The 14550-nt window shown below is 72.6% G+C and carries 17 protein-coding genes; 15 read left to right on the forward strand and 2 right to left on the reverse strand.

All coding sequences use genetic code 11. From position 1 onward, the window contains the following. The first annotated feature begins 46 nt into the window (after nucleotides 1-46). The 11 genes from OXR63_RS01965 to OXR63_RS02015 all read left to right on the forward strand — a co-directional run bounded on the left by OXR63_RS01965 (nucleotide 47) and on the right by OXR63_RS02015 (nucleotide 10608). Complete coding sequence (locus OXR63_RS01965) at nucleotides 47-550, forward strand: hypothetical protein (RefSeq protein ID WP_267419693.1); 504 nt, start codon at nucleotides 47-49, stop codon at nucleotides 548-550. 135 nt (nucleotides 551-685) lie between these two features. Next, nucleotides 686-1447: an amidohydrolase family protein gene (locus tag OXR63_RS01970; protein ID WP_267419694.1), complete on the forward strand. Its 762-nt coding sequence runs from the start codon at nucleotides 686-688 to the stop codon at nucleotides 1445-1447. After that, nucleotides 1444-1902, forward strand: coding sequence for a hypothetical protein (locus OXR63_RS01975; RefSeq protein ID WP_267419696.1), 459 nt, complete (start codon nucleotides 1444-1446; stop codon nucleotides 1900-1902). The genes OXR63_RS01970 and OXR63_RS01975 overlap by 4 nt, the downstream gene beginning before the upstream one ends. Before the next feature lie 114 nt (nucleotides 1903-2016). Beyond that, entirely contained in the window at nucleotides 2017-2622 is a 606-nt protein-coding gene (locus OXR63_RS01980) for a cysteine hydrolase family protein (protein WP_267419698.1), read from the forward strand. 40 nt (nucleotides 2623-2662) lie between these two features. Then, nucleotides 2663-3979 (forward strand): amidohydrolase, encoded by a 1317-nt coding sequence (locus tag OXR63_RS01985; protein ID WP_267419700.1) that lies wholly within the window; start codon nucleotides 2663-2665, stop codon nucleotides 3977-3979. Nucleotides 3980-4090: 111 nt separating this feature from the next. Continuing rightward, nucleotides 4091-5671 carry an ABC transporter substrate-binding protein gene (locus OXR63_RS01990; RefSeq protein ID WP_267419702.1) on the forward strand — a complete coding sequence of 527 codons (1581 nt, stop codon included), beginning with the start codon at nucleotides 4091-4093 and terminating at the stop codon, nucleotides 5669-5671. Nucleotides 5672-5753: 82 nt separating this feature from the next. Next, on the forward strand, nucleotides 5754-6791 hold the full coding sequence (locus OXR63_RS01995) for an ABC transporter permease (protein ID WP_267419703.1): 1038 nt from the start codon (nucleotides 5754-5756) through the stop codon (nucleotides 6789-6791). Continuing rightward, complete coding sequence (locus tag OXR63_RS18300; RefSeq protein WP_267419704.1) at nucleotides 6784-7845, forward strand: ABC transporter permease; 1062 nt, start codon at nucleotides 6784-6786, stop codon at nucleotides 7843-7845. Before OXR63_RS01995 ends, OXR63_RS18300 begins: the two co-directional genes overlap by 8 nt. Further along, the gene (locus tag OXR63_RS02005) at nucleotides 7737-8513 is read left to right on the forward strand and encodes an ABC transporter ATP-binding protein (RefSeq protein WP_267419705.1); all 777 of its coding nucleotides are present in this window, start codon (nucleotides 7737-7739) and stop codon (nucleotides 8511-8513) included. Before OXR63_RS18300 ends, OXR63_RS02005 begins: the two co-directional genes overlap by 109 nt. Further along, on the forward strand, nucleotides 8510-9319 hold the full coding sequence (locus OXR63_RS02010) for an ABC transporter ATP-binding protein (protein ID WP_267419706.1): 810 nt from the start codon (nucleotides 8510-8512) through the stop codon (nucleotides 9317-9319). Before OXR63_RS02005 ends, OXR63_RS02010 begins: the two co-directional genes overlap by 4 nt. An 11-nt stretch (nucleotides 9320-9330) precedes the next feature. After that, nucleotides 9331-10608, forward strand: a complete 1278-nt coding sequence (locus tag OXR63_RS02015; protein WP_267419707.1) for a metal-dependent hydrolase family protein — start codon at nucleotides 9331-9333, stop codon at nucleotides 10606-10608. 18 nt (nucleotides 10609-10626) lie between these two features. Here the strand turns inward: OXR63_RS02015 and OXR63_RS02020 are convergent, their stop codons facing one another. Next, on the reverse strand, nucleotides 10627-11340 hold the full coding sequence (locus OXR63_RS02020) for an alpha/beta fold hydrolase (RefSeq protein ID WP_267419708.1): 714 nt from the start codon (nucleotides 11338-11340) through the stop codon (nucleotides 10627-10629). After that, nucleotides 11337-11975, reverse strand: a complete 639-nt coding sequence (locus tag OXR63_RS02025) for a cyclase family protein (protein WP_267419709.1) — start codon at nucleotides 11973-11975, stop codon at nucleotides 11337-11339. Before OXR63_RS02025 ends, OXR63_RS02020 begins: the two co-directional genes overlap by 4 nt. A 66-nt stretch (nucleotides 11976-12041) precedes the next feature. On the opposite strand from OXR63_RS02025, the gene OXR63_RS02030 reads away from it, so the two are divergent. From OXR63_RS02030 to OXR63_RS02045, 4 genes are read left to right on the forward strand one after another with little or no spacing between them, the layout of a single operon-like run. Further along, entirely contained in the window at nucleotides 12042-12845 is an 804-nt protein-coding gene (locus OXR63_RS02030) for an N-acyl homoserine lactonase family protein (RefSeq protein ID WP_267419710.1), read from the forward strand. A 43-nt stretch (nucleotides 12846-12888) separates the two neighbouring features. Then, entirely contained in the window at nucleotides 12889-13239 is a 351-nt protein-coding gene (locus OXR63_RS02035; RefSeq protein WP_267419711.1) for a PadR family transcriptional regulator, read from the forward strand. After that, nucleotides 13236-13958, forward strand: coding sequence for a hypothetical protein (locus OXR63_RS02040; protein WP_267419712.1), 723 nt, complete (start codon nucleotides 13236-13238; stop codon nucleotides 13956-13958). The genes OXR63_RS02035 and OXR63_RS02040 overlap by 4 nt, the downstream gene beginning before the upstream one ends. Next, nucleotides 13955-14533, forward strand: coding sequence for a hypothetical protein (locus tag OXR63_RS02045; protein ID WP_267419713.1), 579 nt, complete (start codon nucleotides 13955-13957; stop codon nucleotides 14531-14533). Before OXR63_RS02040 ends, OXR63_RS02045 begins: the two co-directional genes overlap by 4 nt. The last annotated feature ends 17 nt before the right edge of the window (nucleotides 14534-14550 follow it).

Raw genomic sequence — 14550 nt, forward strand, 5'->3', positions numbered from 1 at the left:
GAGTTGGATCCCATTGCCGTATCCGACTCGCACATGATTGGATCCAATGGTGGTCCTCCTGTTCCTCGTGATGGTCGCCAGCGCCGTCGGGGCGCTGGTGCTCGGTGTCGTCGGTCGCCGCGGGGTGGCGACGGCGCCACTGGTCGCCGAGGTCGTGATGCTCGTCGCCATGCTCGACGGCCACCTGCCCGGTCTCGGGATCGTCCCCGCGCCGTTCTGGGCGCTCCTGCTGGGTTGCTGCGCGATGGGCACGGCGTTGGTCGAGCGGGTGCGCGGGTCCGGGCGGCGTCCGGGCGTCGACCACCTGCATGCCCTCGGGATGCTGCTCGCGGCGGTCTTCGTCGTGCTCGGGAGCGGAGACGCCCACCGCGGCGCCGGACACGAGCACGGCGTCGTGCTGCTGCTGCCCGTGGTGGTCGCCGTCGTCGTGCACGCCGCTGCGGTCGTGTGGAGCGTCTGCGGTGGTCGCGCGCCACGGGTCGAGTCGGTGCGCCGCCTGGCGTCCCTCGCGAGCGTGCTCGCGATGGGTGCGATGGTCGCGATCCACTGACGGGAGGCTCGGCTCGGCTCCCCGGGTCCCCGCACGCAACCGTGCCCCCACTTCCAGATTGGATCCAATTCTGGCAGTATCGGATCACATACGGCCGGTCCACCGACCGTCCGCCGCCGACGAGGAGACGCCACGATGATCATCGACGCCTACAACACGACGCAGGACCGCCGCGGGCGCAGCGACTACCTCAGTGGGGTCCGACCCGGTGAGGAACCGCCGTCGTACACCCCGTTCGACGCCACCCGGATCCTCGACCGGATGGACGCAGCAGGGGTCGACCGCGCGATGGTCTGTTCGCTCGCGCAGGGGATCGAGAACGACTTCCTGATGGACCTGGTGGCCGCGCACCCCGACCGGCTCTTCGGCTTCGGCCAGGTCATGCCCCAGTGGGAGAACGCCACGGACGAGATCCGCCGCTTCGCCGACGGCGGGCTGGTCGGCCTGAAGCTGCACCCCAGCCTGCACGGCTACCACGTCGCCGACCACGGTCTGCTCGACCCGCTCTTCGCCGTGTGCGCCGAGCTGGGACTGCCGGTCCTCATCAACGCGCTCGACGACGCGTTCTGCGCGCCGTTCGCCATCGAGGAGATCGCGAAGGGCTTCCCGACCGTCCCGACGATCATCGCGCACATGGGCGCGGTGTGGAACGTGCCCGAGGCGATCATCGTCGCCGAACGGAACCCGCACGTCTACCTCGAGACGTCGGCGACCCTGATGTCCGACGTGAAGCGCGCGTACGCCAGGCTCGGCGCCGAGAAGATCCTGCTCGGTTCCGAGTGGCCCGGCAGCGACTTCGACCTCGAACGCATGAAGATCGCCAAGGCCGTGCCCGACGAGGCCGACCGCGCGCTCATCGAGGGCAGCAACATGGCCAGGATCATGGGCTGGTCGTGACCGCCTCCGATCGACCGGTGCTCGACGGCCCGCCGCCGGGCATGGGGTCAGGTGACCGAGAGCTGCTCGAGGTCGCCACCGCTGTGCTCGACCGCCGCTACCGCACCGGCGTGCACGAGGTCGCCGCCGCCCTCCGGCTCGCCGACGGCATGGTCGTCACCGGTCTGCACGTCGAGGCGTCCGCGGGGCGGGCGTCGGTGTGCGCCGAGTCGGCTGCACTGAGCGCCGCCGTCGTCGCCGGGTCGCCGGTCGTCGCCGTCGTCGGCGTGCTCCGTCGACCCGGCGGCACCCTGCACCTCGTCGAGCCGTGCGGTGTCTGCGCCGAACTCCTCGTCGACCACGCCCCGGACGCGCGGGTCTGGGTGGCGGTCGGTGACGGGTCCGGCGCGGTGCCGGTCGCCGACCTCCTGCCGTTCCGGCGGCGGCGGTCCGCGCGCCCGATGGGCGACAGCTGAGGTTTAACGCCCGCGAAACACCGTCGACCCCTCCGTGGTGCGCGGCCGTCCCAGAATGACGGCGACGGCCCGCGTCCGGACCCGTGCACGAACCGTCGTGGAAGGAACCACCGCATGCTCGCCGTCACCGGCAACCCCGTCCTGATCGTCGTCGACATCCAGGGTGGTGCGACCTCGACCCTGCCGACACCCGGCATCCCGGTGATGCCGGGTCGGGCCGAACGCGCCCCGCGGGTGCGCGAGCTCATCGAGCACTGCCGGACGTCCGGCGTGCCGGTCGTGTTCATCCAGGAGGTCCACAAGCCCGACCTCGTCGACATCGGCCGGGAGCTCGACGGTGCCGAGGGGCCGCACTGCATCGAGGGGGAGGACCAGACCGAGCTCGCGGCGTGGCTCGAGCCCAGGCCGTCGGAGTTCGTGATCCGGAAGCGCCGCTACTCGGCCTTCTTCGGCACGGAGCTCGAGATCGTGCTGAAGGCCTACCGCGCGGAGACCGTGCTCCTGGTCGGTGGGCTCACCGACGTCTGCATCCACTACACGGCGGCGGACGCGCACCAGCACGACTACGCGGTCCGGGTCCTCACCGACTGCGTCGCCGGGTCGAGCGAGCGCGCGCACGACGCGGCACTCGAGGCGATCGGGTACCTGCAGCGTGACGCGCTCGTGACCGCGGCCGACGTGCACGACTGGCTGGACGAGCGGGAGCCGGTCGGTGTCTGAGCCGGCTCCCGCCCTGGTGGTCGTCGGACGGATCCGGACCATGGACCCCGACCGGCCCCACGCTGAGGCGATGCTCGTCGTGGGCGACACCGTCGCGGTCGTCGGGTCGGTCGCCGAGGTCCGTGCCGTCGCTGCTCCTGGGACGCCCGAGGACCACGTCGACGGGACCGTGCTGCCCGGCTTCATCGACGCCCACGCGCACGCGCAGCGCGCCGGGCTCAAGGCGCTGCAGCTGGTCGGCCCCGACGCCGACGCCCGGGCCTTCTCCGCCGCCATGCTCGCCGACGGGGACGCCGACCCCGACGCCCCGGACTGGCTCGGTGACGAACCGCCCGCGCTCGAGGACCGGGTCGCCGCGATCCGTCGTGTCCAGCCGCTCCTGCACGCGATGGGCTTCACCGGTGTGGTCGACCCGGCCGTGTCGCTGCCCGAACTCGAGGGCTGGCGCGAGGCCCACCGACGCGGAGCACTGACGCTCCGGGTGGTCGCCATGCCCTGGCCGGAGCTCGGCACCCCCGCTGTCCCCGACGTCGACGCGGCGCTCGCCGTCCTCGACGGCATCAGCGGGTCGACCGGCGCCGGCGACGACTGGTTGCGCCTCGGGCCGGTGAAGGTCTACCACGACGGCGAGGGCATGAAGGGGGAGGCGCTGCTCGAGCGTCCGTGGTCGGGGGACGACCACGGTGTGCGACGCATCTCGGCGGGGGAGTTCGCGCGGTTGGCCGCCGGCTGTGTCGAGCGGGGGTGGGGCCTCGGCGTCCACGCCGTCGGCAGCCGTGCGGTCGCCGAGGTGCTCGACGGTCTCGAGGCGGCTGCCCCGGCCGAGGTCGTCGCGGCGCTGCGGTGCCAGCTCGTCCACGCCTACCTGGAGCCGAGTGCCGCGAGCATGGAGCGGGCTGCCCGCCTCGGGGTCGTCGCCTCGCTGCAGCCGTCGATCGCGTGGAAGAACGCCGCTGGCCTGCGCGCTCGACTCGGCGACCGTGTCACCGAGGTGAACCCGATGCGGTCGTGGCTGGACGCCGGCGTCGTCGTGGCCATGGGCTCGGACGCCCCGTACTTCCCGTTCGACCCGCGTGAGGTCGTCCCGGTCGCGGTGACCAGACGGATGCGGGACGTGGAGGAACCGGAGGGCCCGGCGCAGGGGATCTCGGTCCTCGAAGCCGTCGACGCCTACACCCGCGGTGCCGCACACGCGTCCTACGCGGACGGGCGCCGGGGCGTCCTCCGTCCAGGGGCGCTGGCGGACTGGGTGCTCCTCGACGTGGACCCGGACCGGTGCTCGGCGGAGGAATTCGCTCGAGCGCTGGTCCTCCGCACGGAGGTCGGCGGCTGCACGGTCTTCCGCGCGGAGATGTAATCCACACGAAACACAGTTGGATGCGGATTGTCCTAGATTGTATCCAAGTTAGACCCGACCCCTGGGACTGACCCCCTGGCATCATCCCGAATCCCATTGGAGGACAGCACCATGGTGAGGAAGCGCATCCTCGTCGGCGCCGCGCTGGCAGCCGCACTCGGCCTCTCGCTGAGCGCCTGCACCGCGTCCGGTTCCGCCACCGGTGGCGGCGACACGTCGACCACCGACACGATCAACGCAGAGCTCTGGTACGCCCCGGCGACGTTCGACCCGGCGAAGGCCACGGGCAGCTCGGACGTCGAGGTCGCCCGCCTCGGCTTCGACACCCTGCTCCGGCAGGGCGAGGGCGAGAGCGGCCAGTACATCGGCGGCCTCGCGTCGAAGTGGGACGCCGAGTCCGCGTCGAAGTACGTCTTCACCATCCGGGACGGCGCCACCTGCTCCGACGGGACCGCCATCACGCCGACCGTGGTGGCGGACTCGTTCAAGTACCTCGTCGGGCTCGACGACTCCGGCGCGCAGACCTGGAAGAACCAGGCGTTCGGCTCGGGAGTCCCGACCTTCACGGCCGACGACTCCGCGAAGACGCTCACCGTCGACCTCAGTGCGCCGTACTCGCAGCTCCTCGGCGGGATGACCCGTCCCGGCACCGGGATCATCTGCCCGGCCGGGATCAAGGACCCGAAGGGCCTCGCGGCCGGCACGGTCAAGGGCGCATGGTCCGGCCCGTACACCCTGACGAAGTCCGCGGCCGGCAAGAGCGTCGCGTACTCGCTCCGCGATGACTACGACGCATGGCCCGCCTGGAAGACCGTCACGGGCAAGCCGGCGAAGACGATCAACATGACCGTGCAGGGCGACTCGAACACGAGCGCCAACCTGCTGCAGTCGGGTGGCGTCGACGTCGCTCGCTTCTACGACTCGAACGCCGAGCGCTTCACCGGCGGCGACTACTCGACCGTGAAGTTCGCCAGCTCCGCCTACAACCTCGTGTTCAACGAGGCCGAGGGCTCGGGGTCCGTGTTCGCCGGGGACCAGGCGCTCCGTGCCGCGACCGCGGCCGCCGTCGACACGAAGGGGTTCAACAACGCCGGGCTCGACGGCCTCGGCGTCGCCCAGCACACGGTCAACGCGGCGAGCTACCGCTGCGCCGTCGACGACAGCGCGCTCGTCCAGGGACACGACGCCGCCGCGGCCGCGAAGGAGCTCAAGGGCAAGACGATCCGGCTCCTCATCGTGTCCAACTGGGACCCCGCCGCCGACTTCCTCGCGGAGTCGCTGCGGAACGCCGGTGCCACGGTGAAGGTGACGGCACCGGACCCGGCGGACTGGACGACGCAGATGCGGACGAAGCCCGAGACCTGGGACCTCGCGCTCGCCGCCGAGGACGCACAGACGGGCCTCATCAACACCTCGATCGCGCGGTACCTCGGCCCGACCTACGCCGACGGCGGCACGAACGTGACGTCGAGCGACAACCCCGAGGGGCTGGCCGCCTACCAGGCCGCGATGGCCACGTCGGACCCGGCGAAGCAGTGCACCGACTTCGAGACCGCGCAGAAGACGATCCTCGAGCGCGTCGACATGTCCCCGCTCATCACCGACACCCACCGGTACGTCGCCCGCAAGGGATTCGAGACGCACGTCTTCTCCGGCTACTGGGACGTCTCGGCGATGCGGATCGTCAAGTAACCACCACCGCACCACCGCACCACCGCACCACCGCACCACCGCACAGCAGCGCCCGGACCCGAGCACGGCAGGAGCATCCACGATGAGCACCACCACCATCGACCATCCCCCCGTGCCCGGTCCGGGCCCTGCACCGGCACCACGGGCCGCCACGCTCGGCGGTGCCTGGCGGCGCTTCCTGCTCCGACGCGTCATCGGCCTCGTCGTGAACCTGGCCGTCCTGGTCCTCGTGACCTTCCTGATCGTGCAGCTCATCCCCGGGGACCCGGCCACGGCCATCGCCGGCGACACCGCGACGCTCGCCCAGGTCGAGCTCGTCCGCCACCAGCTCGGACTCGACCAGCCGCTCCCGGTGCAGCTGTGGGACTACGTCGCCGGCGTCGTGCGGGGGGACTTCGGGGACTCCTACAAGTACCGCGCCCCCGCGATGGACATCGTGATGACCGCCGTGCCGTACACGCTGACGATCACCATCGCGGCGGTGCTGCTGCTGCTCGTCCTCGGACTCGCCCTCGGCATGACCGTCGGCGTCCTGACCCGGGGCGACCGTCACCGCTGGCTCGACGTGACCTTCACCGCCGTCACCGGACTCGTCTCCTCGATCCCCACCTACGTGCTCGCCACCGGGTTCGTCGTCGTGTTCGCGGTGCTCCTCCGGGTGCTGCCGCCCGCCTACTCACCCGCGTACTCGTTCGGGTCCGCGGCGGTCCTGCCCATCGCTGCCCTCACCGTCGGTGGGACCTGCTCGGTCGCCCGCATCGTCCGGCGGGAGACGGCGGTGATCCTCGAGCAGGACTACATGCGCACCGCCCGCGGCTGGCGGTTGCCGACGCTCTCGATCTACGCCAAGCACATGCTGCCGAACCTGCTCACGACGGCGTTGACGCTCTCCGGCATCATCATGACCGCGCTGCTCGGGTCCGCCCTGATCACCGAGGCGGTCTTCGCCTGGCCGGGACTCGGCGGGGTCATCGTGCAGGCGATCGCCGTCGACAAGGACTACCCGGTGATCCGGGCCGCGGTCTTCGTCATCGGTCTCATCTCCCTCGTGATCACCCTCGTCATCGACGTCATCCTGGGTCTCATCGACCCGCGCACCCTCGGAGAGAAACGTGGCTGACACCATCACCGCGGTCCGCACCGCCACCGCTGACGGCCCCTCCCGGCCTCGCTCCTTCGCCTGGAACGCCGGACTCGTCGTCGGGCTCGTGATGTTCGGGCTCATCCTCGTCGTCGCGGTCGTCGCCCCGTTCGTGCTCAGCGGGCAGGCCACGGGAATCGGTGGCACCGCCGGCCTCGGCTCGACGTCGGCGCACCCGCTCGGCACCGACACCCTCGGCCGCGACATGCTCGCCAGGACCCTGGTCGCCACCCGCGCCACCGTGCTGATGGCGCTCGCCGCGACGGCCATCTCCGCCGTGCTGGGCATCGCGCTCGGCATCGGCGTCTGGCTCGCGCCGCGACGGGTCCGCGAGCTCGGTCTGCGCGCGATCGAGTTCGCCGTCAGCTACCCGACGATGCTGGTCGCCATCATCGTCGCCGCGATCCTCGGGCAGGGGATGGTGCAGGTCGTCGTGGCCATCGCCGTCGCGAACATCGCCGGGTTCGCCCGGCTCACGGCCAACCTCGCCGCGAAGATCTCGACCAGCGAGTACGTCACCACGGCGCGGCTCATGGGTGTGCCCGCGCACCGCGTGGCCGTGCGGCACGTGTTGCCGAACATGGCAGAACCGACGTTGATCCTGATCGCCGGTGCGTTCTCCGGCGCCCTCGTCGAGATCTCCGGTCTGTCGTTCATCGGCCTCGGCGCGCAGACCCCCGCGTTCGACTGGGGGACGCTGCTCAACGACGGCCTCGACCGGATCGTCGTCAACCCCGTCGTCATCGTCGGGCCCGCCGTGGCGCTGACCTTCGCCTCGCTCGCCGCCCTGCTCGTCGGGGACGGGCTGGCCGCCGCCGCCAACCCGCGGTCGAACTCGACGCGAGCCCGCATGACCCGCGCGCGTCCGGCGCCCCGACGCTGGACGTGGAGGAGGACGCGGTGCTCGTGGCCGACGGCATCTCCGTGCGCCACGCTGCCACCGGCCGGGCACTCGTCTCCGACGTCTCGTTCACGGTCCGCCGGGGCGAGGTGCTCGGCATCGTCGGCGAGTCCGGCTCGGGCAAGTCGCTGACGGCCTCGGTCGTCGGGAAGCTGCTCGGGGAGGGCCTCGAGGCGTCGGCCAGGAAGCTCGAGCTCGGCGGGGTCGACCTGCTCGGTCGGGTGCCGGACCGGGTGCTCGCGTCCCGCATCGGCCTGGTCTACCAGGACCCGGGGACAGCGCTGAACCCGGCGATGGTGCTCGGGAGCCAGCTCACCGACGTGCTGCGGATGCGCCTGCGCCACAGCCGCCGTGACGCGATGCAGCTGCTCGCCCGCGGCTTCCGCGCCGTGATGCTGACGGACCCCGAGGGGCGGCTGCGCCAGTACCCGCACCAGCTCTCCGGCGGCATGAAGCAGCGCGCGATGATCGCCTCCGCGATGAGCGCCAAGCCCGACCTGCTCATCGCGGACGAACCGACGACCGCGCTCGACGTGACCGTCCAGCGCGAGGTGCTCACGGTGCTCAAGCGCATGAACGAGGACTCCGGCACCGCCGTGCTCTTCATCTCGCACGACCTGGGTGTGGTCCGAGCGCTGTGCGACCGCGTGCTCGTGATGCGCGACGGCGCGATCGTCGAGCGCATCGACGACGTCGCCGGCCTGTCCCCGGACACCGTCGAGCACCCGTACACGAAGCAGCTCCTCGCGGCCACCCCCGTGGTGACCGTCCCGGCACGGACCCCGGAGGCACGCGCATGACCGACACCATGACCGAGACCACGACCGGCACGGCGACCGACGCCATGATCGACGTGCGTGGCCTCGACGTCACCTTCGGACAGACCACGGTCCTGCACGGCGTCGACCTCCGCCTCGGGCGGGGTCGCACCGTGGGTGTCGTGGGGGAGTCCGGCTCCGGCAAGTCGACGCTCGCCAAGGTGCTCGTCGGCACGGTCAAGCCGGCGTCGGGCACCGCGGTGGTCGACGGCGTGGACCTCACCGATGCGGACCGCCGGACGTTGCGCACGTACCGACGTCGCATCCAGATGATCCCGCAGGACCCGTACTCGTCGCTGTCACCGCGGCGCACCGTCGCGCAGACCCTGGCCGAGGCGATCGACCCGGTCCGGCCCAGGGTCGCGGCCCACCAGGACCGGATCGGCGCCTGGCTCGAACGGGTCGGTCTCCAGCCCGACATGATGCACCGGTACCCCCACGAGTTCTCCGGTGGGCAGCGGCAGCGCATCGCGATCGCCAGGGGCCTGGTCGTCGACCCGCACCTCGTCATCGCGGACGAGATCACGTCGGCGCTCGACGTCTCGGTGCAGGCGCAGGTCCTCGACCTGCTCGCGGACGTCAAGGAGTCGCTCGGACTCACGATGATGTTCATCTCGCACAACCTCGCGGTCGTGCAGCGCGTCAGCGACGAGGTCGTCGTGCTGTACCAGGGCGAGGTCGTCGAGTCCGGCCCGGTCGAGCAGATCTACGCCGACCCGCAGCACTGGTACACCCGACGGTTGCTCGACGCCGACCCCGGTTCCGCCGGGTTCAGCCTGGCCGGCTGACGGGCACGCCGATGGTGGCACGGCTCCCGCTCACCCCGCACGCCGAGGGTGTGCTCCGGCTGGTCGGCGCGACGCTGGTGGACGGCACCGGCGCGCCGCCGCTCCCGGACGCCGAGGTCGAGCTCCGGGACGGGGTCGTCGCGTACGTCGGACCGCGTCGTCCCGAGGGGACCCCGGCACCCACCGCCGACCTGTCCGGCACGTTCCTCCTGCCCGGGTTCGTCGACGCGCACGTGCACCTGAGCATGGTGCCGGCACCCCCGGAGGAACAGCGTGGCCGGTTCCCCGAGGAGCACGTGCTCGAGGTCGCCGAGGTCCTCCGCACCACCCTCCACGCCGGCGTGACGACGGCCAGGGACCTCGACGGGCTGACGCCCGGGTACCGGCAGGCGATCGCGCGCGGCACCGTGAGCGGACCACGGCTGCACCTCGCCGTCGCGATGCTGTCCCCGACCGGCGGACACGCCGACCCGGTGCGACCGAACGGCTCCCTGCCCGCCTGGGCCGTCCGTCCCGGGATGCCCGAGAGCGGCGTCGTGGACACGGACGAGGACGTCGTCCGCACGGTGCGACGCCTGCTGCGGACCGGCGCCGACGTCGTCAAGGTCTCCACGTCCGGGGGCGTCGGGTCGCCGACGGACGACCCGGACGACGTCGGCGTCACCGAGGACCAGGTCCGCCTGATCGGTCGGCTCGTGGCCGAGCGTGGTGGACGACCGATCACCGCACACGCCCTGACCGACGCGGCCGTCCGGGCGGCCGTCCTGGGCGGTGCCGCGAGCATCGAGCACGGCTACGACCTGCGCGACGACACCATCGCGCTCATGGTCGACCGCGGTACCGTCCTGGTCCCGACGCTCAGCACGCTGCTCCGCACGCTCGACCCGAGCACCACCACGCCCGAGCGGCTCCGCGAGCGCACGGCGCTCCAGGATCGGGGCGTCGACAGTGTCCGTCGCGCGGTCGCAGCGGGTGTCGCGGTCGCGCTCGGCACCGACGCCGGCGTGCACCCGCACGGGCGGAACCTCGCGGAGCTCGGCCGGCTCGTCCAGGCCGGCCTCACCCCGCTGGCCGCCGTCTCGGCCGGCACCCTGGGTGGTGCCCGCCTGCTCGGACTGGAGGACCGGCTCGGCTCCGTCGAGCAGGGCAAGCTGGGCGACCTGGTCGTCGCGAGCCGTGATCCGCTCGTCGACGTCGGCTCGCTGGCCGACGCGCGGACCGTGCGCGCGGTCCTGCAGGCGGGTCGCGTGGTGAAGGACCTGGACGGCCTGGTGACCACGGCCTCCTGACCGGGGCCACCAGGGGTGTCAGCCCGCCGTCACCGCGGCGACCGCGCGCTCGATCAGCGCGACGACGCGGGACGGTGCCGCGTGCGGGATCGCGTGGCTGGTGTCGACCTCGTCCGCCGTGGCGCCCATCCGCGCGACGAACGCCCGCTGGATCTCGGGGAGGAGGTGCCGGTCGCTCGTCGCGACCAGGTACCAGCTCGGCCGCGTCCGCCACGCCGGGTCGGTGATCGTCTGCTGGAACGCCGCGTCGGCGGTGTCCCGCCCCGCAGCCTCGGATGCCGCACGGACCTCGGCTGGGACGTCCCAGGCGAGTGCGCGCCAGGCCTCGTCGTCCGCGTCGTCCCGCGAGATCCACTCGCCGTCCGGGCCGCGGGTCATGTACTCGGCGACGAGGGCGGGCTCGTACGCGCTCACGATGCCCGACACGGACTCGCCGGCGTCGGGTGCGAAGGCCGCGACGTACACGAGTCCGACGACGCGCTCGTGCAGGCCGGCGTCGGTGATGACGGCTCCGCCGTAGGAGTGACCGACGAGCAGGACGGGTCCCACGATGCCCTCGACGACCTCGCGCACGGCGGCGGCGTCGGCGCGGAGCGACCGCATGTCGTTGTCGACCGCGGTGACGGGGTGCCCGTGCTCGCGCAGGACGGGCGCGACGAGGGACCACGTGACGGAGGAGCCGCCGGCGCCGTGGACCAGGACGACGTGCACCGGAGCGTCCGAGCCGGTCATGCGTCGAGCGGGAGGAGCACGGTCGGGGCGGGGGCGGCCTCGCGGCCGGCGAAGGGCACGGGGCGGCACACCATGAGGTGGTCCCCCGGGGTGACCCCGGCCAGGTCGGCGTTCTCGAGGATGACGACGCCAGCGGTGCAGAGCGCGACGTGGGTCGGCCAGGTCTCGGTGTGTGCCGGCGCCTCCATCGTCATGTAGTCGATCCCGGCGAAGCGCACGCCGTGGTCGACGAGCCACGCGGCGCCGCTCGGGCCGAGTCCCACCCAGGTGTCCGAGCGGACGTTCCTGGTCAGGGCGTCGGTCGAGTTGCGGGTGCGGAACAGCACGCGCTCGGCGCCGTCGGCACCCGCGGCGACCAAGTCGTCGGCCGTGATCTCCTCGACGACGTGCCGGAGGTCGAGGACGCGGACCCGACCGACGACGCTTGCCAGGGGGATCTCGTCGACCGTCGCACCACCGGGGACGAAGTGCGCCGGGGCGTCGACGTGGGTGCCCGTGTGGGCGCCGATCAGCCACCGGGACACGTCGGACGGGAAGCCGTCGGCGATCTCCTCGACCATCTCGAAGGTGGGCCGCCTGCCCCAGTGCAGCATCTCCGTGTGGATCGGGATGGTGAGGTCGATCGCGTCGGTCATGGACCCTCCGGCAGAGTGGATTCGATGTGAGCTAGATTGTATCCATCCCGAGGAGAGGTGCAAGCGATGACGGAGACCTCCGAGCGTCCGGACCTGACCGGGCCGCCCACGGCGCTCGTGCCGCTCGTCCTCGGGTGGGAGCCGATCCCGGAGTCCCTGTCGCTGCGCGGCGGCGACCCGGCGCACTTCCTGCTCGAACCCGTGACGGGCGCGGCGGTCGTGTTCGCGGACGGGTGGGTGCTCCTCGACGGTGGGTTCCACCTCGACCGCGTGCGCGACCCCGTCGCCCGTGCAGCCCACTACGACCACCAGAGCTACACCGCCGTCGTGCCCCCGGGGGACGCGCTCGCCGAGGGCATCGCGGCCGCCGGGCTCCGCTGGTCGGACCTGGCGCTGTGTGCGATCTCGCACGTCCACCTCGACCACACCGGGGGACTGCGTCTGGCACCGCCCGGCACACCCGTGGCGCTGCAGCGCCGGGAGTGGGACTGGCTCGGGAGCGGGGTCGGCCGCCGCGAGACGGTCGTGCCGGCCGACGTCCTCGACGCCGACGTGCGCGTGCTGCTGCTGGACGGCGACACCGAGCTGGCGCCGGGCCTGACCGCGCTCGACACCCGCGGGCACACCCCGGGGCACCAGTCCTTCCGCGTGGACCTGCCCGACCGCTCCGTCGTGTTGGCGTGCGACGCCGCTGACCTGCGGCGGAACGTCACCGAGCGTCGCCCGTGCGGCTGGGTCGCCCGGCCCGAGGACGCCGTGGTTGCGGAGCGGGCGATCGACCGGCTCGCCGACCTCGACCTCGAGCCCGGCGTCGAGGTCTGGCCGGGACACGACCCGGCCTGGGGTCCGTGGGTCCGTCCGCGCACCTGACCGCGACTTGACCTGCCTGTCCTACATACGTAGAGTCAGCGGCGTGGAACCCCTGAACCGCATCACCGCCCCGACGGTCGACGTCCTCACGGCCCTGCTCGACAACGACGGCCCCGTGTGGGGCCTGCTCGTCGTCAAGCAGACGGAACGCCCGACCGGCACCGTCTACCCGATCCTGGAACGACTCGAGGAACGCGGGTGGGTCGAGTCCTCGTGGGACGACGACCCCGACCACCGCGGCCCCCGACGCCGTCTCTACGCCTTCACCCCGGACGGCCGCGCCGCAGCGCAGGACCTCCGCCGGTCGTGGGTCCGCACCGAGCGGCCGTCCCGTGCCGCCGGGGCCACCGGCACCGCCCGTGCCACCCGCATCGGCACGGTGGTGACGCCGTGAGCCTCCACGAGCACGTCATCGCGCTCGCCGTGGCCTGGTCACCGGCCGACCAGCGCACCACCCGCCGCGAGCAGTGGGCCGCTGACGTGCGGGACGCCCACGAGCTCGGCCTCCGCCCCGGGCAGGTCGCCCGTGGTGCCCTGCGCACCACCATCGTGCGCCGCACCGCGCGCCGCCCGGGTGACGGACCGGTCGCACCGGTCCTCGTCGTGGCCGCGGCCGTCGTCTCCGTCCTGGTCGCCGTCGCGTTCGACATGCGCCTCGGCGGGCACTTCGGGTCCGGCGAGTGGGGCTGGTACGGGTTCATGACGGTCGACGCCCTGCTCGGCTCCGTCCTGCCGGCGCTCGCCGTCGCGGCGGTGCTGGTCGTCCGTGGCACCCGTCGACCGGCCGTCACGACCCCGGTCACAGCGCTCTTGGTGCTCACAGCGGTCGTCGTCGGCACGGCACCGGTGTGGCTCGGTCCGACGCTCGTCCCCGGGGACTGGATCCTGCCGACCGCCGGCCTCGCCGGTTTCCTGCTCTGCACCGCCGGTCCCGGTGTCCGCTGGGCAGCGCTCGCCCTGCCGACGCTGCTGTCAGTGGTGACGCACCAGTTCGCCGGCCGGATCACCGTCACGTGGCTGCCGTTCGTGGACCACCTCCCCGCGCTGCTGGCGCTCGTCGTCGGCACCCTCCTCGTCCTCAGCTCGCCTCGTCAGGAAGCCGCCGTCGCATGAAGAACCGCACCGTGTACATCACCGCGATCGGCACGGGCGCGATCGTCCTGACCGCCGCCGTCTGCGTGGTCGGGGGCTTCCTCGGCGGCGCGGTCGACGCCACCGAGATGCCTGCCCGGCCGTCGTCGTTCGCGCTCCCCACGGGTCCGGCGCTGCTCACCGCGTCCGCCGGGCCGATCGACGTCGAGCTGACGGTCGACGGCCCGCGGGTCCTCACGCAGGTCCACGACGACGGCGAGCTGCAGACCGTCGGAGGTGATCGTCGGCACGCCGGGCTCCGCGCGGACCGGGTGCTCACGTCGGGAGGGGTGTCGGGCGGCGAGGCCGAGGACACGCACCACGCCTACGGGGTGCTCGTCGGGCAGGCCGGGACCGACGTCACGGCGGTGTCCGTCGTCGCGGACGGGCACCGGACCGCAGCTGTGCTCCGGGACGGCCAGTGGGCGGCGGTCTGGACCGTCCGCCGGGTCGACGAGCTGCCGACGGAGGCGACCATCCGGTACGCGACCCGGGACGGAGCGGAGCACCGCGTCTCGACGGCTGCCGTCGACGACGTGCGGCCGTCTGCCGGGTAGCGCCAGACGCGAGGCTG

Origin of the sequence: Curtobacterium sp. GC_Cur_3, from assembly GCF_026544205.1 — a bacterium.
In the GTDB taxonomy this organism is placed as follows: domain Bacteria; phylum Actinomycetota; class Actinomycetes; order Actinomycetales; family Microbacteriaceae; genus Curtobacterium.

Coding starts and splice junctions, on each gene's coding strand:
- OXR63_RS01965 (WP_267419693.1), top strand. CDS start 47: ATGGTGGTCCTCCTGTTCCTCGTGATGGTCGCCAGCGCCGTCGGGGCG.
- OXR63_RS01970 (WP_267419694.1), top strand. CDS start 686: ATGATCATCGACGCCTACAACACGACGCAGGACCGCCGCGGGCGCAGC.
- OXR63_RS01980 (WP_267419698.1), top strand. CDS start 2,017: ATGCTCGCCGTCACCGGCAACCCCGTCCTGATCGTCGTCGACATCCAG.
- OXR63_RS01985 (WP_267419700.1), top strand. CDS start 2,663: ATGGACCCCGACCGGCCCCACGCTGAGGCGATGCTCGTCGTGGGCGAC.
- OXR63_RS01990 (WP_267419702.1), top strand. CDS start 4,091: ATGGTGAGGAAGCGCATCCTCGTCGGCGCCGCGCTGGCAGCCGCACTC.
- OXR63_RS01995 (WP_267419703.1), top strand. CDS start 5,754: ATGAGCACCACCACCATCGACCATCCCCCCGTGCCCGGTCCGGGCCCT.
- OXR63_RS02010 (WP_267419706.1), top strand. CDS start 8,510: ATGACCGACACCATGACCGAGACCACGACCGGCACGGCGACCGACGCC.
- OXR63_RS02015 (WP_267419707.1), top strand. CDS start 9,331: ATGGTGGCACGGCTCCCGCTCACCCCGCACGCCGAGGGTGTGCTCCGG.
- OXR63_RS02020 (WP_267419708.1), bottom strand. CDS start 11,340: ATGACCGGCTCGGACGCTCCGGTGCACGTCGTCCTGGTCCACGGCGCC.
- OXR63_RS02025 (WP_267419709.1), bottom strand. CDS start 11,975: ATGACCGACGCGATCGACCTCACCATCCCGATCCACACGGAGATGCTG.
- OXR63_RS02030 (WP_267419710.1), top strand. CDS start 12,042: ATGACGGAGACCTCCGAGCGTCCGGACCTGACCGGGCCGCCCACGGCG.
- OXR63_RS02045 (WP_267419713.1), top strand. CDS start 13,955: ATGAAGAACCGCACCGTGTACATCACCGCGATCGGCACGGGCGCGATC.